Source organism: Enterococcus italicus DSM 15952 (genome assembly GCF_000185365.1).
Classification (GTDB): Bacteria; Bacillota; Bacilli; order Lactobacillales; family Enterococcaceae; genus Enterococcus_G; species Enterococcus_G italicus.
Window position 1 is genome coordinate 13374 of sequence record NZ_GL622243.1, and the last position, 21575, is coordinate 34948.

21 protein-coding genes, 1 pseudogene and 1 other annotated feature are annotated in these 21575 nt (G+C 37.6%); of the genes and pseudogenes, 2 read left to right on the top strand and 20 right to left on the bottom strand.

Annotated features, from left to right (window positions below; all coding sequences use genetic code 11):
• Positions 1-226 precede the first annotated feature (226 nt).
• The 12 genes from HMPREF9088_RS10685 to HMPREF9088_RS10745 all read right to left on the bottom strand — a co-directional run bounded on the left by HMPREF9088_RS10685 (position 227) and on the right by HMPREF9088_RS10745 (position 12427).
• Positions 227-826 (bottom strand): tyrosine-type recombinase/integrase, encoded by a 600-nt coding sequence (locus HMPREF9088_RS10685; protein ID WP_007209274.1) that lies wholly within the window; start codon positions 824-826, stop codon positions 227-229.
• A 177-nt stretch (positions 827-1003) separates the two neighbouring features.
• Positions 1004-2230, bottom strand: coding sequence for a DUF6119 family protein (locus HMPREF9088_RS10690; protein ID WP_345908488.1), 1227 nt, complete (start codon positions 2228-2230; stop codon positions 1004-1006).
• Between the two features lie 276 nt (positions 2231-2506).
• Positions 2507-3862, bottom strand: coding sequence for a TrkH family potassium uptake protein (locus tag HMPREF9088_RS10700; protein WP_007209276.1), 1356 nt, complete (start codon positions 3860-3862; stop codon positions 2507-2509).
• Positions 3863-3894: 32 nt separating this feature from the next.
• On the bottom strand, positions 3895-4530 hold the full coding sequence (locus HMPREF9088_RS10705; protein ID WP_002292841.1) for a V-type ATP synthase subunit D: 636 nt from the start codon (positions 4528-4530) through the stop codon (positions 3895-3897).
• Between the two features lie 6 nt (positions 4531-4536).
• A complete protein-coding gene (locus tag HMPREF9088_RS10710) occupies positions 4537-5913 on the bottom strand; it encodes a V-type ATP synthase subunit B (protein ID WP_002308533.1) in 1377 nt (458 codons plus the stop codon).
• Entirely contained in the window at positions 5906-7687 is a 1782-nt protein-coding gene (locus HMPREF9088_RS10715) for a V-type ATP synthase subunit A (protein WP_002292843.1), read from the bottom strand. The genes HMPREF9088_RS10710 and HMPREF9088_RS10715 overlap by 8 nt, the downstream gene beginning before the upstream one ends.
• A 21-nt stretch (positions 7688-7708) precedes the next feature.
• Entirely contained in the window at positions 7709-8020 is a 312-nt protein-coding gene (locus HMPREF9088_RS10720; protein ID WP_007209277.1) for a V-type ATP synthase subunit F, read from the bottom strand.
• Positions 8010-8996 carry a V-type ATPase subunit gene (locus tag HMPREF9088_RS10725; protein ID WP_002400592.1) on the bottom strand — a complete coding sequence of 329 codons (987 nt, stop codon included), beginning with the start codon at positions 8994-8996 and terminating at the stop codon, positions 8010-8012. The genes HMPREF9088_RS10720 and HMPREF9088_RS10725 overlap by 11 nt, the downstream gene beginning before the upstream one ends.
• A 14-nt stretch (positions 8997-9010) precedes the next feature.
• Positions 9011-9595 (bottom strand): V-type ATP synthase subunit E, encoded by a 585-nt coding sequence (locus HMPREF9088_RS10730; RefSeq protein ID WP_002308528.1) that lies wholly within the window; start codon positions 9593-9595, stop codon positions 9011-9013.
• A gap of 20 nt (positions 9596-9615) precedes the next feature.
• Positions 9616-10086 carry a V-type ATP synthase subunit K gene (locus tag HMPREF9088_RS10735; protein ID WP_002292848.1) on the bottom strand — a complete coding sequence of 157 codons (471 nt, stop codon included), beginning with the start codon at positions 10084-10086 and terminating at the stop codon, positions 9616-9618.
• Positions 10087-10104: 18 nt separating this feature from the next.
• Positions 10105-12108: a V-type ATP synthase subunit I gene (locus HMPREF9088_RS10740; RefSeq protein ID WP_007209278.1), complete on the bottom strand. Its 2004-nt coding sequence runs from the start codon at positions 12106-12108 to the stop codon at positions 10105-10107.
• A complete protein-coding gene (locus HMPREF9088_RS10745; protein WP_007209279.1) occupies positions 12095-12427 on the bottom strand; it encodes a hypothetical protein in 333 nt (110 codons plus the stop codon). The genes HMPREF9088_RS10740 and HMPREF9088_RS10745 overlap by 14 nt, the downstream gene beginning before the upstream one ends.
• 99 nt (positions 12428-12526) lie before the next feature.
• Positions 12527-12574, bottom strand: a sequence feature (sodium ion sensor (DUF1646 type); this cis-regulatory element may regulate processes involved in with the transportation of sodium ions).
• A 189-nt stretch (positions 12575-12763) separates the two neighbouring features.
• On the opposite strand from HMPREF9088_RS10745, the gene HMPREF9088_RS10750 reads away from it, so the two are divergent.
• Both HMPREF9088_RS10750 and HMPREF9088_RS10755 read left to right on the top strand, forming a co-directional pair.
• On the top strand, positions 12764-13456 hold the full coding sequence (locus HMPREF9088_RS10750; protein ID WP_007209280.1) for a gamma-glutamyl-gamma-aminobutyrate hydrolase family protein: 693 nt from the start codon (positions 12764-12766) through the stop codon (positions 13454-13456).
• Positions 13437-13865: pseudogene (locus HMPREF9088_RS10755) on the top strand (IS982-like element ISEfm1 family transposase); the annotation flags it as partial. The gene HMPREF9088_RS10750 and the pseudogene HMPREF9088_RS10755, both read left to right, overlap by 20 nt.
• 2 nt (positions 13866-13867) lie before the next feature.
• On the opposite strand, the gene HMPREF9088_RS10760 reads toward HMPREF9088_RS10755, so the two are convergent.
• The 8 genes from HMPREF9088_RS10760 to HMPREF9088_RS10795 form a co-directional block, all read right to left on the bottom strand.
• Positions 13868-14494, bottom strand: coding sequence for a DUF6119 family protein (locus HMPREF9088_RS10760; protein ID WP_007209282.1), 627 nt, complete (start codon positions 14492-14494; stop codon positions 13868-13870).
• 524 nt (positions 14495-15018) lie between these two features.
• Positions 15019-15798 (bottom strand): hypothetical protein, encoded by a 780-nt coding sequence (locus tag HMPREF9088_RS10765; protein WP_040367666.1) that lies wholly within the window; start codon positions 15796-15798, stop codon positions 15019-15021.
• Between the two features lie 201 nt (positions 15799-15999).
• Positions 16000-16752, bottom strand: a complete 753-nt coding sequence (locus HMPREF9088_RS12260; RefSeq protein ID WP_007209285.1) for an LPXTG cell wall anchor domain-containing protein — start codon at positions 16750-16752, stop codon at positions 16000-16002.
• Positions 16753-16915: 163 nt separating this feature from the next.
• Complete coding sequence (locus HMPREF9088_RS10775; protein ID WP_007209286.1) at positions 16916-18247, bottom strand: LPXTG cell wall anchor domain-containing protein; 1332 nt, start codon at positions 18245-18247, stop codon at positions 16916-16918.
• 110 nt (positions 18248-18357) lie between these two features.
• Positions 18358-18714 (bottom strand): hypothetical protein, encoded by a 357-nt coding sequence (locus HMPREF9088_RS10780; RefSeq protein WP_007209287.1) that lies wholly within the window; start codon positions 18712-18714, stop codon positions 18358-18360.
• A gap of 26 nt (positions 18715-18740) precedes the next feature.
• Complete coding sequence (locus HMPREF9088_RS10785) at positions 18741-19697, bottom strand: hypothetical protein (RefSeq protein ID WP_007209288.1); 957 nt, start codon at positions 19695-19697, stop codon at positions 18741-18743.
• 16 nt (positions 19698-19713) lie between these two features.
• Complete coding sequence (locus HMPREF9088_RS10790) at positions 19714-20658, bottom strand: conjugal transfer protein TrbL family protein (protein WP_007209289.1); 945 nt, start codon at positions 20656-20658, stop codon at positions 19714-19716.
• Positions 20658-21572 (bottom strand): hypothetical protein, encoded by a 915-nt coding sequence (locus tag HMPREF9088_RS10795; protein WP_007209290.1) that lies wholly within the window; start codon positions 21570-21572, stop codon positions 20658-20660. The genes HMPREF9088_RS10790 and HMPREF9088_RS10795 overlap by 1 nt, the downstream gene beginning before the upstream one ends.
• Positions 21573-21575: the final 3 nt, after the last annotated feature.

Consider the following 21575-nt stretch of genomic DNA (forward strand, 5'->3'; position numbering starts at 1 on the left):
GAACGTCTGCCAATCGATTAATTGGAGCTGTCCTTATGGACCTTCATGACGAATGGCTCAGTTCTACAAGAAAATATATTAAGTTTGATCAATGAGAGACCAGTAAAACATTGTATAGTATTTTACACAGGATTATGGACTTGACTAAAAATATTAATAGATATACTCTAAGTAAATTAATCTATTATATACTGAATTTTTCCTTCTATTATATGGCGTTATTCTGTCATAGATCCAGACTCTTTACTGCAGTATCTTTGTCTTCCTGGGTGATCCCAATATAGCGTAAGGTCTCCCGTTGTGAAGAATGGTTGAGCAGCGACTGAATGATCTCTGTTTTGGTTCCTTGCTTGTACAAAAAATAGCCAAAGGTCTTACGCATCGAATGGGGACCAATTTCTTTCAACCCAACCGCCGTTCCTGCTTCATGAATGATCCGCCAAAGGCTTTGTCGGGTCAAAGGCGTATCTGCTCCTTTTCGACTTGGAAACAAATAATTACTGAAGTCTTGTGCTTGCAGCTGCTCAGGAAATTCGGATTGAACATAATCGAGAATCACTTTTCGCAATTTGTTCGAAATGAAGACCGAATTGTGTTTGGCCGTTTTTTGTTCCTTCATAGCCAGACGTTCTTTGACGATCACCCTTCCACGTGAAATTTCTAACACGTCACTTAATTTCAACTGCCTTAAATCGGAGATTCGATACGCTGTATTGATCCCGATTGAAAAAAGCACCAAATTTCGTTGCCCATATTTTCCGGAAGCCAAAATGGCCTTCATGGCATCGATCTTTTTTTTGTCGCGAATCGGTTCCACGCTCTTCATTTTTAGTCCCCTCTCAAATGTTACTTAATACGATTATAACAGATGATAAGTAACATTTAAACAAGCTATAGAAAAAAGGCCCTAAAAGAAAAGTGATTTCCTCTTAGAGCCTCTAAGGATGGAGCGATTTTAACGAATGTGACAGAATCCGTTTGTGTCTCATTCGTTTTTAAATATCTAAATTCTAAATTTTCTTTTTTTCCCCTTTTTATCAGGTATTTTAACCAAAGATACCTTAAATCCTTCTAAGGATAATGCGTTCACTAACGCTACCAAGTTTAGAGAAAAAAGAACAGGAAATACTTTTGAGTTTTTCAAATGAACTTTTTTTTCTGGAATAATAATTCCTAGAATTATTTTGGAATCTTTAAGGTTTGTTTCATTTAGAAAAATTGCTCCTGACTCAGACAATTCAGTTTTTATTGCTGAATTAATATGATTTACAAAGTCTTCCGATTTTTTCATTAAGATGCACGAGGCTCTCGCCTGTGATAACAAGTGTGAGAGTCCTGAAGTCGCTGTTCCTCTTTTTACATGACAAAAAAATGCGCTATCTTCATTTACTTTGAGAATGTCACATGGTTCGATTTGACTCCTACCATTTATTTCGTATAAGCCAAATCCACCATCAAGATTTTGGTTTCCGAAATTTTCTTTATCAAGGCATATCAACCCCTTATTTGAATCTAGTTTGGAAATCTTGATGTTATAATCACCTTCATTAGCATCCTCATTATTAAACTCATTAAAGTCTATACCATGAGCCTCGGAAGATAGACTATTAACAAAATCTCTAGTTTCACGCCAAACGTTCTTATTAACACTAAGCCAATCTCCTTGATACAAAATATATTTATCAGAATCATGATCTACCTCCATATATAGACAGGAAAATAGATTTACAATAGATGTATCTTTCGATGAATCGGAATTCCGATTTTTTATAGATACTTTTATAGATTTTAGTTTATCAGCAAATTCTTGAACGTTGTTTTTTAAAAAAAATGAAAATATTTTAGAAAATATTTCTTCCTGAGTATTAGCGAAAAAATTGAAATACTCACCTGGCCTAAAAATACTGTGAACTCTAAATTCTAAATCTTCAATATTAAACTTCACTTTATTTAAGGGTATATCTACAAATAATTTATCTAGATCATTTACTTTAAATTCATTGCTATTATTTTTGAAAGTGACCATCAATTTGGATAGGTAATCATCAAAATTCTTATTAAGATACTCTTTTTTTCTAGGTGCTACTGCTAGGATCTCTTTATCCAAAAACGTTCTATTTGATCTCCTTTGTCTGTACGTATTACCTAATTGTTTTAGAATTGGAACGAGATCTTCTTCTATAGAAAAATTACCATTAATCTTGATTGAATCTTTACTACTCGCAAAAATATTTAACGCTTTTACCCGTGGTGCTAGTTAATTTTTTCCTAGAGGAAAAAATTAACTAGCACCACGGGTAAATTATAATCTATTGATAAATAAAGGAATCATAGCTGATTGATTCCTTTCGATAAAAAAGAGGCACTACCCGAAGTTCAACAACGGATAGTGCCTCAAAAAGCAAATGAACATTTTGCACTTAAAGTAACCAAACAGCAAAAAAATTTGTCTTATATTTTATTTTCTTATTTTGCTAGATCACTAGATTTCTGTCAGAAGATGAAATTATCCAATCATGACACTTTCTTCTGGATATTTGTATTTTGATTGAGTTCTTTGTGCTTTTGTCATCAGAGAGAAGACCACAGTCAATACCCCAACTCGTCCAATGTACATAAGCGCTATAATAATCAATTTCCCTATTGCAGTCAAGTCTGGCGTCAATCCCATCGTAAGTCCTACTGTTCCAAATGCAGAGAAGACCTCAAAAGCAATATATTCGATGCCAGAAGTTTTAGGTATCGTTTCAGTCACTGATAAAATCATGATGGCGACTACACACAGTGTCAACGTGATAAAAAACAACGTGAGTGCTCGCAACACTGCGCCTTGACGGATTGTACGGCCAAATGCTTCCGCTCTCGTATGTCCTTTAAGCATCGAACGCATCTGGATCAGCAACACACCTAACGTAGTTGTTTTCAATCCGCCGGCAGTCGACCCAGATGTTCCGCCAATGTACATCAAAAACATCGTTAAGATCAGACCGGTATGACTCATATGGAGATAATCAACTGAATAATATCCAGCCGTTCTAGGTGTTACACTCATAAAAAAAGTATTTGCCAATCGTTGAAACATATTCCCTTCCACTAATGTGGCCCCATTGTGTTCTGTGAAAAAGAACACAACGAAACCGCCTAATAAAAGGGTACCTGTAACGGTTAATGCGATTTTTGAATGAATCGTCATCTTCTTTTTCTGATGATATTCCAATAAGTCACGCCAAACGATAAAGCCTAATCCGCCAGAAATGATCAAAGCTGATACCACCATGATCAAATAGACATTTTGCTGGTGATTGGCTAAACTGTCTCCTAACAAATCAAACCCTGCATTACAAAAACTAGAGATTGCGTGGAACAAACTGTACCAGATCCCTTTCAACCAGCCAAATTCAGGCACGAATACAAAAGATAAAGCAACCGTACCAATCAATTGGATCACAAAGGCCAATTTCAGGATGTAAAGCATGAGCTTCATCACACCTGATACTTCTTCTAGATTTAGCGCTTCTTTTAATATGATACGTGTGCTGAGACTGACTTTTTTCTTTATCAATGCAAAGCATAGAATCGGAACCATCATAAAGCCAAGACCGCCAATCTCAATCAAAAGCATGATCAAAAACTGACCAGCACTGTTCCAATGTTCTGCTGTATTCAATGTCGTCAATCCCGTCACGCAGACGGCAGAAGTTGCAGTGAAAAGCGCATCGATAAAATTTGTCCCATGCCCACTATTACTAAAAAATGGCAGGGTAAGTAGACCGCCGCCAACTAAAATCAGGAGAAAAAATCCTAATGCGAGAAGCTGAACGGCCGGCAAGCGTTTCTTTATTTGTTTGTTTTGTTTAATCATCGTTTTCCTCTTTTAAAAAAAAAGGATACCACTTAGTCAGTGGTACCCATATTTTTTACTTTGATCAACCTTGTTACTTCTGCGCGCTCGTTTTCTTCTAGCTTCATACGAATATAATAGATCGTTTCTTCTAATTGAGGGATCGTCATATATTCTAATGCATTGACTCGCCGACGTGTCTTTTCGATCTCACTTGCCATTAGCTGACAAGTTTTTTCGATTTCTGTCAGTTCCAAAAGTTTTGGAAGCAAGGTAGTAAACCGATCGATTGACCGATCCAGTTCGGCACTGGAATTCAAATACCCGTATTCCAAAGGGGTGTCTGTCAGCTGTTCATCATATTCAAAATTCATCACAGGTACTTTTACACTCATGATATTTTTGTCTACGATAGATAAATCAACGTTTTCCGCCGGCAAAGCAAACAATTCTTCGATGAAAGGTTCCGTGATCGAAGCATTTGCCAATACAAAATCAGACATTGCTTCTGTCATAGACTCTTCCATTTCTTGACGCAGTTGGTTGTTCTTTCGAATCAACAGGATGAATTGACGCATCAGTTCATCTTGCTTATCTTTTAATAATTTATGCCCTCTTGTGGCAGTTGTCAACTGTTTTTTCAATCGGGTCAATTCCATGCGGGTCGGATTCACATTCAATCGTGCCATCAGAACTCACTTCCCTTCTGGCAGATATTTGTCCAGCATGTCGTCTTTGATTCGTTTTAATTCGGTTCTTGGCAACATCGATAGCAGTTCCCATCCTAGATCAAGTGTTTCAGTAATCGAACGGTTCGTGTGGAATCCTTGATTGACATATTCTTTTTCAAACCGCTCAGCAAACTTCGCATAGATCTTATCTACATCAGATAAAGCAGATTCTCCTAAAACTACGGCTAATTCTTTTGCCTGCTTTCCTTGTGCATAGGCTGCAAAAAGCTGATTCATCGTAGCCGCATGGTCTTCTCTTGTCTTTCCAGGTCCAGTTCCTTTATCTTTTAACCGCGAAAGAGACGGAAGTACATCAATTGGTGGTTGTATCCCACTCTTATAAAGCTCTCTAGTCAAGATGATCTGGCCTTCTGTAATATAACCGGTCAAGTCAGGGATCGGATGTGTCTTATCGTCTTCTGGCATTGTTAAAATCGGAATTTGAGTAACTGATCCTTTTAGTCCGCGGATCCTTCCTGCTCGTTCGAACAAAGTAGCTAAGTTCGTGTAAAGATACCCAGGGTAGCCTCTTCTTCCTGGCACTTCTCGCCGTGCTGCAGAAATCTCTCGCAATGCCTCTGCATAGTTGGTCATGTCTGTCATGATAACCAATACATGCATTCCTTTTTCATAAGCAAGATATTCTGCAGCAGTCAAAGCCATACGAGGAGTAGCAATACGTTCGATTGCAGGATCGTTTGCTAAATTCATGAACATGACAGAACGGTCGATTGCACCAGTTTGTCGAAAATCTTCCATGAAAAATTCTGCTTCTTCAAAAGTGATCCCAATAGCAGCAAAGACTACGGCGAAATCATCTGATGAATCAAGTACCGTTGCTTGTCGCGCAATCTGAGCAGCTAATTCTTTGTGAGGAAGACCAGAACCAGAAAATACTGGTAATTTTTGTCCACGAACTAATGTGTTCAAATGATCGATTGCAGAGATTCCTGTTTGGATAAACTCATCTGGATAATCCCGAGCTACTGGATTGATTACTTCTCCGTTAATATCCAAATACTTTTCAGGCAGGATTTCTGGTCCATTATCTTTTGGACGTCCCAAGCCATCGAATACTCGACCAATCATGTCTTCCGATACACCTAGTTCTAAAGGATGTCCTAAAAATCGTACAGAAGAGTCTCGTAAATTGATCCCACTTGTTCCTTCAAATATTTGGACCATTGCTTTATCTTCTTGGACTTCCAATACTTGTCCACGACGAATCTCGCCATTTTGCATACGGACTTCGATTAATTCTTCATATTTGACACCAGCAACTTTTTCAACCGCCATCAATGGACCGACGACTTCACCGATCGTACGATATTCTTTAATCATTGCTCATGCCTCCTTCTGAAACGATTGTTTGCATCGTTTGTTTGATTTCACCGATAATTTGATCTAGTTTTTCTAATTCTGTTTCCGGGATATATTTGCTTCGTCCGATCCTTTCACGAATCGACACGGTACCGTCCATGATCTCACTTAAATAAGCACCTAACGACAACGCACGGCGTCCTTCTTCACCAAAGGTCAAGATCATCTTCAACATTTTGAATTGTTTCTCTCTTGAAGTGAATGTATCAACATCATCAAAAGCATTTTGCTGCAAATAATCTTCACGAATGGATTTTGCCACTTCTAATGTCAGACGGTCATTATCTGAAAGGGAATCAATCCCTACCAAACGCACGATTTCATTCAGCTGCTGTTCTTCCTGCAAAATACGCATGCCCTCAGTGACCATGGATGCCCAGTCAGCTTGAAGGATATGATCCATGTACTTCCCTACTTCTGTTGAATAAAGAGAATAACTTTGGATCCAATCGATCGAAGGAAAATGTCTTTTTTGGGCTAAAGTCGAATCAAGTCCCCAGAATACTTTTACGACCCGCAATGTATTTTGTGTGACTGGTTCCGAAATATCTCCTCCAGAAGGCGATACAGCACTGATTGCGGTTATACTTCCTTCGCGACCTTCTGATCCTAAAGCAATGACTCTTCCAGATCGTTCATAGTATTCCGCAAGACGGGAACCAAGATAAGCTGGATAACCTTCATCACCAGGCATTTCTTCCAAACGTCCGCTCATCTCACGAAGTGCTTCTGCCCATCGCGAAGTGGAGTCTGCCATGATAGCAACGTCATAACCCATGTCACGGAAATATTCCGCAATCGTGATTCCCGTATAGATAGAAGCTTCTCGAGCCGCTACTGGCATGTTAGATGTATTGGCAATCAATACCGTACGTTCCATCAACGATTCTCCTGTATTAGGGTCAATCAATTCAGGGAATTCATTTAAAACATCCGTCATCTCATTTCCGCGTTCACCGCATCCCACATAAACGACCATGTCCACATCGGCCCATTTTGCGATTTGATGCTGAACGACTGTTTTTCCTGCACCAAATGGACCAGGAACAGCTGCTGCTCCCCCCTTTGTCACTGGGAAGAACGTATCGATCACTCGCTGTCCGGTGATCATCGGTGCATCAGGGTTTAATTTTTCTTTGATTGGCCGACTACGTCTGACTGGCCATTTTTGGAGCATCGTCAAGTTTTTGTCACCATTTTCAGTTTCAACGACACATACGGTTTCATCAATAGTGAACGATCCTTTTTCGATTGTTTTGATCGTACCTTTTATCCCATTTGGCACCATGATTTTGTGTTTGATAACTTTTGTTTCTTCTACGATTCCAATCACATCGCCAGCACTAACCGTTTCTCCGGCTTCTAATGTGGGTTCGAACCACCATTTTTTCTCATGATCCAATGCAGGCAATTGGACTCCCCGTCCTAAGAAATTACTTTGTGTGATTTCCATAAAGGTATCTAATGGCCGTTGGATTCCGTCAAACATTTGTGAAATGATCCCTGGTCCTAATTCAACAGATAAAGCTTCACCAGTAGAGCGAACCGGTTCGCCTGGACCAATTCCAGAAGTCTCTTCATATACTTGAATAGACGCCACATCGCCACGCATCTCGATAATTTCTCCGATAACTCCTAGATCTCCCACTAGACACATGTCTTGGATACTGGCATCAGACATGTTCTCAGCCATTACAAGAGGTCCGGAGACTTTTATGATTTTTCCAATTTGCAAAATTTCTATCTCCTTTTCATACTATAAGATATTTTGACCTACTGCTTTTTCTACGTTCTTTTGAATTTCTTCCAGCCCAATCCCTAATGATCCTTGATGATTGGGAATCAATACGATAGCAGGTATCATTTGTTCCTTGTAACGTTCGATCGTTTCTGGGCTCAATGCTGCACATTGCTCTGTGACATATATCACGCCATATTCATTCTTTGCCATTTCTTCAATTGCCTGACGAACGGTTTGCTTGGTTGTACCATAACGAACATCAAAGCCAAACAATTTGAATGGCAAAACAGAATCTTTGTCGCCAATTACACCGATCTTATGCGTCATAGACTTGTCTCACCCGCTTTCTGATTGTTTCTGGTTCGAAATGGCTTCTTTTGCCGATAACCAGTAAACGAAGGTTTTTGCTTTCTACCTCTTTTGCGTTCAAAAAGGCTAGTAGTGGCAGTGGTCCGAAAGCCTGGGTTTGTGCTTCTTGATACAATGAACTTAGATAATCATCTTTCAACTGTTCTAGCTTTACGAGATCAAGATTTCCCTCACGGATGACAGGACGCAGAAACTCAGCATAATCTGTCTCTAATAGAAAATTCGTGTAAGCTTCCATGTCTTTATCTACAAAGTTCAAAAATACTTCTTTTTCGATACTTCCCGAACTGGAAAGCACCGTCGTCATGAACCCATATGTTCTTTTCTGCAATATTCCTCGAGCCATCGTTGTGATATTGGTCAAGTCAATAAAAGCAATGACTTCAGTCAGCAGTTCTTGATATCCTAGCTTATCGGCGAGCCGTCGCTGTTCAGTCAAAAACTGCCGATCATAGATCACATCGATTCCCTGAAGAATGGTAGACTCTTCAAAATAATCGCGGACTTCTCGTATACTATCCATAATACTTTCAGGGAGTTCATTTGAAACTTGCGTATGAATGGCATCCTTCAAGGTTTCTAATGAATAAAACCCATCGTCGATATACAAATGGTCCAGATTTTGATTTGTCATCTCGGCTTTTGTCAAAACCTTCAGATTATGGAAAGTATAACGCATCGTATAGATCCAAACGATTTCAGGCTCCGGTGCTGATTCCTTTAACCAGCGAAATAGACGGCTCTGCTCCTTTAAAAGATTCTGTTCGAAGTCATATTCATATCCGTCATAGATATATGGACTGTAAATCGTGGATTTCAATATTTCACCAAGTGCTTCGACAGAATTGGTTTGAATCATCCGTTCAAATGTCTCATTGGACAAAAGTTCAAGCTCTCTTCCGCGAATCAAGGGATTTAGTTCGTGGTATTCCATACACTGATCCCTCCTTATTCGAATAATTGATTGGCAATCTCAAAACTCATCGTTCCTTGGATATCTTGTACAAGGCTGCTGAAAAGAAAATTATACTGAACTCCTTGATCGTTTATCAGAAACCCAGCTTGACCAGCAACAGATTCATCACTTAAAACCATCGTAAAGGGAAGTTCATTGTTCCATTCATCCAGCAATGTCTGAGAAAGATAAGCTGCTGATTTTTCTCCAGCAATGAATGTTACTTTGCCTGTCAAAGGTAATGAATACAATGAATTTTTGATAAACTGGATTTGTTCAGATTCATCCCAATTCTCCATTTCAGCTATTGCATCTGCAAACAATCGTCGTAAAAATTCCTGCTTCGCATTCAAATTTTCTTGTCGTACTTCTACTTGTTGGCGATTCCTAAGCTGACGGTATTTTTTTTCAAGTAATTCGATTTGTTTTTCTTTTTGTTTTTGATGTTCTGTTTCGATTTGCGTACGTTTTTGTTCAAAGTTTTGATCGATCTTCATTCGCTCTTCTTGCTCTAACGCCGCTCTTTCTTGCTCTGCTGCTTCATTCATCTGAGAGATGATTTTTTCAATGGCGTTCATCTGCTTTTCCTCCTTTATGTTTAGGCATTCAATACTAATAGGAAGGAAATAACGAAACCTAAAATCGCATATGTTTCAACCATCGCAGCAAAAATGATTCCTTTTGTAGCATGTTCAGGTTTTTTCGCTAAAATTTGGATACCTGCTGCTGCAACTTTCCCTTGGGCGATACCTGAAAACAAGCCTGTAAAAGCAATCGGCAGAGAAGCGCCTAAAAAGTTCAAACCTTGTACAACTGACATATCATTTCCTAAATTGATAAAAATCAAAAAGGCGATAACGAATCCATACAACCCTTGCGTACCTGGAAGCAATTGCAGAATCAGAGCCTGTCCGAATTTTTCGGGTTGACTTGTTGTTAACGCTGCTGCTGCCTCACCTGTCATTCCAACACCTTTAGCTGAACCGATTCCTGAAAAAATCGTCGCTGTTGCCATCGCTAATACTGCAAATACCATTCCACCATTTTGACTAATTAAGTAATCCATCATTGTATAAAAATCCTCCAATTATTTATTGTTTTTTTTCTTATGATTGATGTTGACGTATTTTTCCGCCGTTTTCAGCGGGTCAAAGGCACGTCCGCCTCCTGTATAAAATTTCCCAAAAAATTCGACATACTGCAATCGTGCGCCATGGACATAGGCACTCAACAGTGTCAAAAACATATTCAGTGCGTGTAAAGCGATGATCAAAAGGATCCCTACACTGAATCGAGCGGCTGGCGGCATGAAAGCAACTAGCATATTGAATGCCGCGCCAATACTTCCGCCTGAAATACCTAGTGCCATCAAACGTGTATAACTGACTAAATCACCGATATAACCCGTCAATCCATAAAGATTATACGCTCCTTTGGCAGCACCCTTGACTTTAGACGGCGATTGGATAATCGGCACGATTAAGATACATAAAGTAGCAATGATCGATAGCCCCGCGCCAAGATAAACAAATGCTGTATTTTTTATCAACATGGCACCAATCAATGCAATAACGATCCCAATCAGGATCCCTTGCCAGGCAAACCCATCACTGACAGCACTCAAGTAATCTTTTCTCCTGATATTTTCCTTTGCTGCCACGAATAACCCAACCAAGATCTGTATCAGACCAAAAATCACGGATAAAATCAAAATCGTATTGACGTCATCCGTCGTAGATAGGATTGGGAAAGGCAAGCGGATGCCAAATAGTTCTTTTGGTAATGCCTGTCCGAAAAATGAACTGTAGATCAATCCCCAGATGATCGATGGTACCGAGAGAATCTCAAAGAATTTTACGAAACGTTTCATTCCGCGGGGTAAAACAAATAGTTTTTGAGCTAGTATTGTCCCAATGAGCATCAGCAATCCGTAACCAACATCTGCGACCATCATCCCGAAGAAGACAAGATAAAATGGTGTCATCCAAGGCGTTGGATCTACTTCTTCATATTTTGGCAGACTGTACATTTCAGTCAGCAATTCAAAAGGTTCGATAAGCGGATGGTTTTTCAATTTAGTAGGGACTTCCTGCTGAATCTCTTCTGAGTTTGGTGTTTCGAAACTAATATATATATCTTTTTCTGATACAGTTTCGTTTAACACATGCATCAAATTCTGTTTTTCTTCTGCATCTACCCAACCTTGCAAAACGATCAGATAAGTCGCATGGATAAACCGTTCTTTTACTTTTTCCCGTTCTGCAACGGCAAGTGTGACTTCTTCTACCCATTCAAATTCTTGGATATAGCCGCTGCACTGACCTAACGCTGTCGTTATCTTTTTTTGCTGCTCGTGAACAATGGATAATTGCTGTTTGGTTTCTTGCAATTTTTCTTTAGGATTTTGTTCATAAGGATACGTTTCTTTATTGAACCCGTATTTCCCAGCAATTTCTTCTATAGCAGCAACTGATTTTTTTAAAGCAACATACGAAAGATAAACTTGTTTTGGCGTATAATCTATTTCTTCCATATAAACATCATCAAGCTTACTTAGTTCTTCCTTGAAACTTTCAAAATTTGCTGCACTCACAGTCCCCATCTCAAAAATGGTCGTCTTACTTGCATACATACTTGGAGCAATATCCAGCTGTTGCCAATGAAGAAGCCATTCTTCCTCTTCTTCTAAACGATCACGTTTTTCAGTTAGCTGTTCCCACTTTTCTTTTAAATCAAGGACTTCTTCTAATTTATTCATGAAATTTTCTTCGGAATAATTTGCTTCCAAGTCTTGTAAGGAAAGTTCTTGACGTTTCAAATGGAGTTTCTTTTGACGGCTATCGCCGTGGTGTTGTATGAATTGGATAGCTTCTTGGATGTCTTTCAGCCGATTGCCTAAAGCGCTTAATTTTGCTTCTTTATCAATAATCGTGGTATCTGGAAAATATTTTTCTACCCACTGGTTGTTTGTTCTATTTTGATACAGATCCCGGATTTCAACATTTTGGATTCCTTGTACTGCTTGTAAAATCCTCTCCTGATTTCTTTTATCTGAAATGAGGGTCACTTTTTCCATCTTAGTGACGGCCATAAGTTTCTTTCACCCTTTCAATGATTGCACCGATTGCTTGACTCTGATGCTTTTGATATTGGTCTTTCAAAGTAGCTTGCACCTTGTCTGCTTCTGCTTTCAATTTCATTTTTTCTTTTTCTAATTCTTGCTTTTCGAATTGTTCTTTTTCTTCTACCAACTGTTTCAGATGTTGCCGATTGTTCGTTTGGATTATCTCCAATTCTTGCTCTTTTTCTTCTGCATAGATCTTCAACTGCTGCCGTAGGGTTCGGGCACGCTTCTCATTTTCTTCTTCTGCTTTTCGGATTTGTTCCAAAGCTTCTAACACTTGCTTCACTTCCTTTCGATTTAAAAAAGAGGTACATGCTTTCTTTTTTCATTGAAAGTATGTACCTCTAAAGATAACTTAGTATAGGTAGGCCCCTTCAATAAAATGTCCTTCTCACCCCTTGAAGAACTAGATCCTTGAAGCTTACGCCCAACCTTTTTATTTCTGCTTACTTTTTACTATAACAAATTAAGCAATATTTTCAACTATCGTCATGAATTTCACACGAAAATTCTCTTTACAGATAGTAACACAGCAAGAACAGATAAGTATATGGGCAAGTCTTACATAGTTTAAATTTTTTTAAAACCTTGTTACAATTAGTCTACTTTAGGGGGAATAAAAATGAAACCAATCATCGGCATTGCCGGGAATCAACTGATTCGAGCGACAGATACTTTCCAAGGAAATCAAGTAAGCTATACACCGCAGGGATTTGTGGATGCAGTTTTAGATGCTCAAGGATTACCTCTTATTCTGCCAGTCATGTCTCCAGATTCAGCGCCTCAACTAATTGAGAAAATCGACAAACTCATTCTTGCAGGCGGTCAGGATGTTAGTCCGCAACTTTACATGGAAGACCCTCATCCAAAACTGACGGAAACAAATATTCAACGAGACCAATTCGAACAGGCATTGATCTTGGAAGCATTGAAACAAAGAAAACCGATTTTTGCAGTCTGCCGAGGACTTCAACTATTGAATGTCGTGTTGGAGGGAACACTTTATCAAGACCTTTCATTATATCCAAAATGGTCCGTAAAACACGAACAACAGCCCACTGCCCCGCAGTTTGCGACTCACGAAGTCAAAATCGTTTCGGACAGTTTATTAAGTGACCTTCTCCCTGATTCATACTTTGTGAATTCCTATCATCATCAGGCAGTCAAAGATCTTTCTCCTTTGTTAAAAGCCATCGCCTTTTCCAACGATGGACTCATTGAAGCAGTCCAAAGTAAAGATAATATGCACAAAATCCTTGGTGTCCAATGGCATCCGGAACTTTCTCATCGTGTAGATTCATATGATCGTTACTAAGACTGGCTTTCCGATTACTTACTCAATCACGAATCCAGGTGTCCATGACGTGAAAGTGTTAGAGACTTTATCGGAAGAAGCGAATCTTCCCAATATCCTAGGGGACAAAGGATATATTAGCCATAAAATCCATGAAAAGCTTGCCCTTAAGGGCATTACTATATCCGTTCCGCCACGTAAAAACATGGATAAATCAGAAAAACTAGACCACAGCTTACTTGGAAAACAAAGAAAAACAGTTGAGACTGTTTTTTCTTCCTTAGAAAAATTAGGTTGTCAAAATTTCAACTCACGTTCTGTTAAAGGGCTAGAGAGTAGATTTGAAAGCATATTACTGGCTTACAGTGTTCTATTAAGTCGAGCACAACGACGTTTTGAAGGAACTTTGAGATATTCTTTAGGATATTAAAATTAACTAGCACCACGGGTCGCTTTTATATTATTATTTCCAACTGGAAACCTAATTGTCATTTCTCCCAAGATTTCATCAACTATATTGGGAATGGATTGTGAAGTGGAAATTTCATTTAAATTAATCTTATTATTGCTAGAAAAATTACTTACATATAGTGTGTCTGAGAAGTTCGTGTTCTTTACACGCTTTATAGTATGTAACTTTAGTTCTTTTCTAGCGATATTTAATCCAAAATCAGGTACTACATGTTCTCTATTTAATAGAGTATATCCATAAGAATATGAAATAGCATAGATACTACTGCTAGTAGTTTTAATAATAATTAATGGTTTATTGAGTATATTAGGCGTAGTAAATTCTATCTGTCTTTCAGAAAATGAATTGACGTTCTTTAACCATCCTACTTCTGCTTGTTTCTCTTGAAGTACAAATATTTTTCCGGTTACATTATGATCACTTCTCAACTGACTGTCTAAAGGAAATATAGCTAAATTAAACTCATTGATGTCTTCTGCGTTTTCGAATAGATTCTCAGAAGAATATCTGAGGTATTTCTCATCTATAAAACTGTTTATGCTACTACTTTTTTCATTCTTAAGCATAAAAATACTCAATTCAGTCATTCTATCCTCCAAATATTTAAATTAATTTAGAATAAGGAATATTGTTGCGTCTAAGGTCATATAATTTTTTCCTGAAAATATATTTATAAACAACGTTATTATACCACTAATCTATTCTTTAGTTTGAAAATCAATGCGATTCCTTGATTTCTGTCTGCAGCTTTTTTTATTGTTTGTTTTTCATTTAAAACCTTTGATACATCTATTAGTCTGATCAACAAAAGCATTCAGATAAGAACACTATAATGATCGAAATCAATATCTTATTGAACATAATTAAGTGAGCCAATGAATGATCTATGAAGTAAAGAAATAAACAAAGGATCAAAAACTTTTAAGTTTCTGACCCCTTCAAATATTTGTCCTAATACTCATAAATCTAAATTTTAATTGAATAATGATTTAGTTACGAGTTTATGAACACAAAAACAGAGTAATACATATCAATTATGGCATCTAAAAAGATCGTCCAGAAAATCGTGATTTTCTGTACACTTTAACACAGGTATAACTTACATATTTATTCATACTTTTAGCATTTCTTGTATCATAAAGTGTCCATGATAACCGCCATCATGTAAATCCCTGCCACTAATCAGTGTGTATGTTTTATTTAATAACTCCATCATGTTCAGTGACCTATAACCTTCATGCGGTTCAAAATCCATTAAATGAAAAATAAATTTCTCGTCAGACAACACAAAAATGACACCTTCCTCATAGGTCATTACACCTGTTGTTAAATGCCCAAGGCCAAAGAGGTCAGTACTATAGTCTCTTTTAATACAATATAATCCCCATTTACCTTCGTACGTTTCTTGGTTCTCTTCCTGAAGAAATGTAATAAAATCAAAATTCTGTCCTTTGCACTCAGGAACTGACAAGTATTTAGCAAATATGGCCTTGATTATCTTCAGCCTCGTTAGTTTCTGATAGCCTTTAATAATTGAAGGAGCTCCATCATTATCAAAAAACTTTTTATAGGCTTCGTCATACTTACCTAAGAAAGTGTTGCATTGTCTGCATAATGAGCGTGCAGTTCTCCCTTGGGGATAAAGAGTCTGCGCCAGTTCCTCATCAAAAAAATTACCACTCACTTCTTCAAGTGTCCGCCCTTGGTTATCCTTGTGGAATAATTTTTCTATCACTTTTTCTGACATCATTAAATCAACCATTTTCCCAAAATCTAAAGCCACTATATCCTCATTACCTGTACTCTTGGCTGGATAATGTTCTTCGCTCATTTCGGAGTTCTTAAAAAAGTTTTCGCAGAGTGCACATTGCTTACTTCGTTTTCTTTTCAAATTAGATCCTCCTATCATTAAATATTTTCATCAAGTTGCCGAGTTCGAAAAAAAATTGAATTCCGACAGCAAATTAACCCGGGTATATAATCTTTTAAATCTCACCATTGTACCTGAATAATTACCTTTTAAACGTCTTAAAAATATTCAATGAAAGCATGGCTGCGAGTGAAATTTGCGACCATGCTTTTATATTTTTATTTAAATTCTCTTTTTGAAAATCAAACCTGATACTAATACCATGAATGATCCTAAAACAGATAACGCAACATTTGCGGTTTCGCCTGTTTTTGGTAAGACCTTCATTTTGCCGTCATTCCCTTTTACTGAAATCGTGCCATCATTTTGGACGGTTGCCCCAATTTCTTTCGCTTCAACTTTTTGCGTCGACCCATCTGCTAGTTGAATAATCGGTTTACTAGCCTCAACGGCAACGATCACCACGCCAGTGTCTGTTGTGACAGCCTGTTCTGTTGGATTGTCTGTGACAGTCGGGGTAGTTGGGGCTTCTGGTTCTGTTGGTTCGCTTGGTTCTGTTGGTTCCGTGGGCTCCGTTGGCTCTGTTGGTTCCGTGGGCTCCGTTGGTTCCGTTGGTTCCGTTGGTTCCGTTGGTTCCGTTGGTTCCGTTGGTTCCGTGGGCTCCGTTGGTTCCGTTGGTTCCGTGGGCTCCGTTGGTTCCGTTGGTTCCGTGGGCTCCGTTGGCTCTGTGGGCTCTGTTGGTTCTGTGGGTTCTGTTGGATTCACAGGGTCAACCGGATCTGTGGGATCAACTGGATCAACGGGTGTTGTTGGATCGATTGGTTCAACTGGAGTCGTTGGACTGGTTGGATCCACTACTTCCTCCGCTAAAACAGTGCTATCGGAGTTTCCTGTTGTTTCATCCGCAAAACTAACACGTGGTGCTGATACCAATAACGTTATACTACAAAGAGTTACAAGGGCAATTTTTTTCATTTCCTTACCTCCTCATGACTAATTGGTTATTTATATAGCATACCACAAATATGCTTTATCTGACATTTTTTTCAAATAAATAGCCCAAAAAGTTAAATTTATAGTCTAACTTTTGGGCAAAAAATTTTTTTAAGCGTTATGTGCAGAATAGTCTAATTGGTAGTTATTTTAAACTATATTTTTTTCGTAAAATAGTTACTACGCCAAAACCTAATAAAATGATCCCTCCAATAACACTAAGAATAGTTGACTTACTTTCTCCTGTTTTCGGAAGAGTACCAACATTATTGGATTTAACAGTTTTCACAGTATTTTTTTCTATTAAATTACTGTTCGCTTTATTACTTAAAGAAGTTACTCTATTTTGATTTTCTGTTACGTCCGGCGTGTCCGGCGTGTCCGGTGTGTCCGGTGTGTCCGGTGTGTCCGGCGTGTCCGGTGTGTCCGGATCAATTGGAATAGGACATACTTCGTTTTGCCAAATTATTGAAGATTCTGTTTTAGAAGATTTTATATATTTTGAATCAGCTGTCAATTCATCTGATTTCCAAGTTCCTGTTACTCTAGCTGCTGTTACCTTTAAGTCATTACTAAAGTCTTGAGGAGTATCAAATTTTTTGCTGAAAATCATACCAAAAGCACTATACCCTACTATATTTCCAAAATTAATTGTAGCGATATTACCATCAAAAGAATTATTTAACGGAACCATGTAATTAGTATATATACTGTTATTATTTGTCACAGCTGGATAGTATCGATTAATAACCCAGTCCGTTACATTTGTCACTGAGACATTATCATATGGCAAAGTTACAGTTAATACAGCATTATTAATTGCATAGTCTGTTGCAAATAAAATTCTCCAATTTTGAATTGTAGTAAATTCATTAGGACCATCTTGCCAATGTTGAACTTCTAAATTACCAGGTCCATACAAATCTTCGTCAGTATTAGAACTATCAGCTTTAGGATGGTTGTTAGGATTTTTTACTTTTTCAAGATAACCATTGTTAGAGTAATCATCTAAGTTAGTATCCATAACACTCTTTGCATTTAAATCAACTTCATCAGTATAAGATTTCGTTACTTTATCCCCTATACATTCACCATTTCCCGTTGGGACTTCTGTTTCAATAACTTCATCGACTTTAGGAATATATCCATTAACCTCTTTGAAATAGGTTAATTGCCCATCTTTATCCTTATCTTTATTGATATTACTCTCATTAACAGGTTCTGAGTTCATCTGAACGTTCTCATAGTTTTTTTCAGCATACGACTCCTGACTGATTTCATCAGAGTTTACTGTTTCTGGATCTTCTGTCTCTGAAGGTACTGCCTCTGAAGTTACCATTTCTGGGCTTGCTGTCTCTGAAAGTACTGCTTCTGAGGTTGCTGTCTCTGAAGCAAAAACTTGTGAAGAAAATAGACTACCTGACATAAGTGATGTTAAAAGAACCACACTGAAACACTTAACTTTTTTAACTTTCATTTTATCTATCCTTTATTATCTTTTCTTATCTTTTCTTATCTTTTTCATTGTATCATAGATTTATAAGTCAATCATATTTACCTTCTATTACTAGTTAGTAGTTTATTTAGTTAACCTTTTTTCTCTTGAAATATTTCTAATGATTCTTTTGTTAAAAACAGTGTTTTTCCAATATAAATGTAATCAATCCCCTCTAATCGATGCGGAAATCGTTTATAAATATGGGCAAAGTATTCATCATTCTTTCCTAGTAATCGGCTGGCTTCTTTTGCTGTAATTAATTGCGTTAAATCATCATCGAGATGAGTAGAAAAAATAAGTGTTCCCCCTATTTTTCGATAATTAAATTTTCCAAGTATCTCATACTTATTTTTGCGGTATGCTTGTGATAAGTAATTTCTATTTTTACCGATTTGTTCACTCATTTCTTTAGCCGTGTGAATTTGATTTAATTGAATTTTTCCCATTATGTAGGCACTCTCTTTAGCGTATTTCAGTTAAAAGAAAAGTCTGTCAATTGTGGTTGAGTTGTCACTAGAAATCCATCCTTTGTTGGTTCCACGTTAAAAGTAATCTTTTGCATTTTACTACGGTTGTCTACCGAAACATTCAACAGGTATGCCACACGATACCCTTCTTTTGTTTGTTCACTTCCGTAGTAATTGATACTCTTAAGCGTTTTTCCTAACGTTTTCCAATTGGATAGATTTACTTTTTCGGATACATACGTTCGTAAACTTGACTGATAATTTTCTTGGTTTTCTTCCTGTAAGAAATAATACGTCAAAAAATACCGTCCAAAAGTATCTATTTTTGGTTGGGAACGATCCGTTTCTTTAACAGCGTCAATTTGTTCCTTCAGTGATTCACTCTCTTTTTTGACTGATTGTAATTGTATTTGTTGGATAACATTCGTTCCTATTAATAATACAATAATCACTGACAAAATAGATAGGCAGAAATGAGCGTTTGAACTAATTTTATGGGATTTTTTCTTCGATGCCGCTTGTTCTACATTTAGTGATTCTTTTTGGTGGCTTTCCCTTGTAAAAAGGGGTTCTTCTTTTTTAGTGACTGTTGGCTTATTTGCACGTTCGTTCTGGTCCTTTTCTGTTTCTTTTTGCTTTAGTTGCGGTGTTTCTTGCTTGTTATGCGTCGATTCAATCGGTTCATTCAGGTAAACCAATACCTGCTGGTCAGTTACTCGATTCATTAGCAATTGGCGTACATCTGTTTCTTTGGTTGTTTTGGTATTCAGCGTAACAGACATAATTTTCGTTTGATCTTCCACTCTAAAAATCCCTACACGAAATTTAACGGGGATTCCTCGACTTGTTTTTTGTTGCAAATACTGGGTAACCTCAGATAGGTCACGCTTACTCAATTGCCGGTTCAAAAATTGCGGTTCTTCTTCAGGAAAAATGAGTTGTATTTCAAAATAATAAGCCAATCGTACTCCCCCTCTCTTATTTTCTAAACAGGGCCATCATTGCTAGATTCCCAAGTCCACCGCCTTTTGACACTTTGGTTGAGTACCACATGTTTTGTAAAGCAGACGGTGTTTTGATAATCAATAACCCACAGCCAACCATTAACATAAAGTTTGGTAACGTATAGGTTTCAGCAATCATCAGTGTAATCATGACTAGATAGAGAATCAGCTTAATCAGCATAGTTAATGCTTCTGACAATAGTTCTTTGATCCATATCTGAAAGTAATTCTGCTCATCTGTTAATAACGATAAGGCAACTAATGGTGTTAACATAGTGAGTACCAAAAAATCAGCATAAAAGACACAAATAGCGACAAAATACTTTGCTATCGAAAAGGCAAAGAATATCACGAAAACAAAGAGAACAATGGCACTGACGCCACCATTAAAGAAATTGGAAATCAAGAAATTACGCAAGCGTTCACCGATTGTTTCTACATTTAAATCATTGGTGACTTGTTGGATCACATATTCGCCAATTGGTGCCACAATCTTTTTGATAAAAAAATTCATTGCCCATGGCAGTGTGGCTAGTGCAAGGGAAGAATAAAACAACTTTTGCACAATTTTCGCGGTCAACGCGTCACCACTGCCATTTGAAGCTTGAATCTGCGCTTCAATAACCTTATATAGCACGATACAAATGGAAAACGTGGTCGTAGCAAACACAAAAACATTGGTAATCGTGTTAATTAATTCAATGTTCGGTATGTCAAAGGTCGTCTTATTTGCAATTTTCATACTTGCTTCTAACAGATCACTGCCCCAATTCCCTAACAAAGTATCAATTGGGTTCAAGACACTATCTGCGGTTTCTTTTACGCCCTCAAAAACTCCTGATATGGTGTCACTGACTTTATCAATTACATCTTTGCCAGTATCGACTATACTTTCTCCTACATCTAAAATATTAGGCATTAAACAATCCCTCCAATCGATCCAGTGACTTGCCATTTATCAAGCTTGTCATTGTACTTCATAATAACGAAAACGATACTTACTCCTTCAATATTTTTCTTTGAATTTGTAAGATCAATCCCTACAACTTCATAACCTAAGTCATTATCCCAATCTATTTGAGTAAATATATTTTTATATGCGTCTCTATGTCTAGCGTCATTTCTCCAATCTACCCACTCATAAGGAAAGTCATTGCGTAAAACAATTTGCGTATTTGCTTCTTTCTTTAAAGTGTTCAAAAACCAAATATTTAACCATTGGCTTTGATCGTCATTTTGTTTGGAAATCGTTAGTCCCTTAGCACTATCTACAATCACAGGATTGAAATTAAAACTTGTTTGTAATCCTGTATAGAAATCATCTGATACCTTATCGCCGAACTTGGCTTTTAAGTTATCAATGAGTTTTGTTTGTAATTCAATCGGACTGGTGCCGCCTGATCCTTCCTTCAACAATTCTTTGTTGATTTCTAACACCACATCCCCATTAGAAAAAGACTTGTACCAGCTTTCAAACGCTTCCGTTGCTTCGTCTGCTCGCTCTTTGGCACTTAATTTAAGCAAATGGTCGCTCGAACCTTGAGCGGCTTGTGAGCTCGTTTCTGTGGCGTTTTCACTGGTTTCTGTCGATTGCTTTGTACTGGTGGTTGTTAGTGAAACGGGTGGTTGGTTCTTGTTGTTAAAATAAGAAATCCCCATAAAAGCAAGTATACCGACAACTAAAACGCCAATCACTACGTTACGGATCACTTGACGGCTAAATTCCATTTTTTTAATGCCTTCGCTAGGTTCAATTCCTTTTTCTTCGATTTCTCGTTCCACTTGTTTTTGAAACATTGGTATATTTCCAAAAAATTCTCTTAACCCATTCATAGT

What these genes read in the sequence shown, in the direction of transcription:
- HMPREF9088_RS10685 (WP_007209274.1), bottom strand. Translation starts at nt 826, where the DNA reads ATGAAGAGCGTGGAACCGATTCGCGACAAAAAAAAGATCGATGCCATG.
- HMPREF9088_RS10710 (WP_002308533.1), bottom strand. Translation starts at nt 5,913, where the DNA reads ATGATTAAAGAATATCGTACGATCGGTGAAGTCGTCGGTCCATTGATG.
- HMPREF9088_RS10730 (WP_002308528.1), bottom strand. Translation starts at nt 9,595, where the DNA reads ATGAACGCCATTGAAAAAATCATCTCTCAGATGAATGAAGCAGCAGAG.
- HMPREF9088_RS10750 (WP_007209280.1), top strand. Translation starts at nt 12,764, where the DNA reads ATGAAACCAATCATCGGCATTGCCGGGAATCAACTGATTCGAGCGACA.
- HMPREF9088_RS10705 (WP_002292841.1), bottom strand. Translation starts at nt 4,530, where the DNA reads ATGGCACGATTGAATGTGAATCCGACCCGCATGGAATTGACCCGATTG.
- HMPREF9088_RS10740 (WP_007209278.1), bottom strand. Translation starts at nt 12,108, where the DNA reads ATGGCCGTCACTAAGATGGAAAAAGTGACCCTCATTTCAGATAAAAGA.
- HMPREF9088_RS10790 (WP_007209289.1), bottom strand. Translation starts at nt 20,658, where the DNA reads ATGCCTAATATTTTAGATGTAGGAGAAAGTATAGTCGATACTGGCAAA.
- HMPREF9088_RS12260 (WP_007209285.1), bottom strand. Translation starts at nt 16,752, where the DNA reads ATGAAAAAAATTGCCCTTGTAACTCTTTGTAGTATAACGTTATTGGTA.
- HMPREF9088_RS10795 (WP_007209290.1), bottom strand. Translation starts at nt 21,572, where the DNA reads ATGAATGGGTTAAGAGAATTTTTTGGAAATATACCAATGTTTCAAAAA.
- HMPREF9088_RS10700 (WP_007209276.1), bottom strand. Translation starts at nt 3,862, where the DNA reads ATGATTAAACAAAACAAACAAATAAAGAAACGCTTGCCGGCCGTTCAG.
- HMPREF9088_RS10720 (WP_007209277.1), bottom strand. Translation starts at nt 8,020, where the DNA reads ATGACGCATAAGATCGGTGTAATTGGCGACAAAGATTCTGTTTTGCCA.
- HMPREF9088_RS10725 (WP_002400592.1), bottom strand. Translation starts at nt 8,996, where the DNA reads ATGGAATACCACGAACTAAATCCCTTGATTCGCGGAAGAGAGCTTGAA.
- HMPREF9088_RS10735 (WP_002292848.1), bottom strand. Translation starts at nt 10,086, where the DNA reads ATGATGGATTACTTAATTAGTCAAAATGGTGGAATGGTATTTGCAGTA.
- HMPREF9088_RS10760 (WP_007209282.1), bottom strand. Translation starts at nt 14,494, where the DNA reads ATGACTGAATTGAGTATTTTTATGCTTAAGAATGAAAAAAGTAGTAGC.
- HMPREF9088_RS10780 (WP_007209287.1), bottom strand. Translation starts at nt 18,714, where the DNA reads ATGGGAAAAATTCAATTAAATCAAATTCACACGGCTAAAGAAATGAGT.
- HMPREF9088_RS10775 (WP_007209286.1), bottom strand. Translation starts at nt 18,247, where the DNA reads ATGAAAGTTAAAAAAGTTAAGTGTTTCAGTGTGGTTCTTTTAACATCA.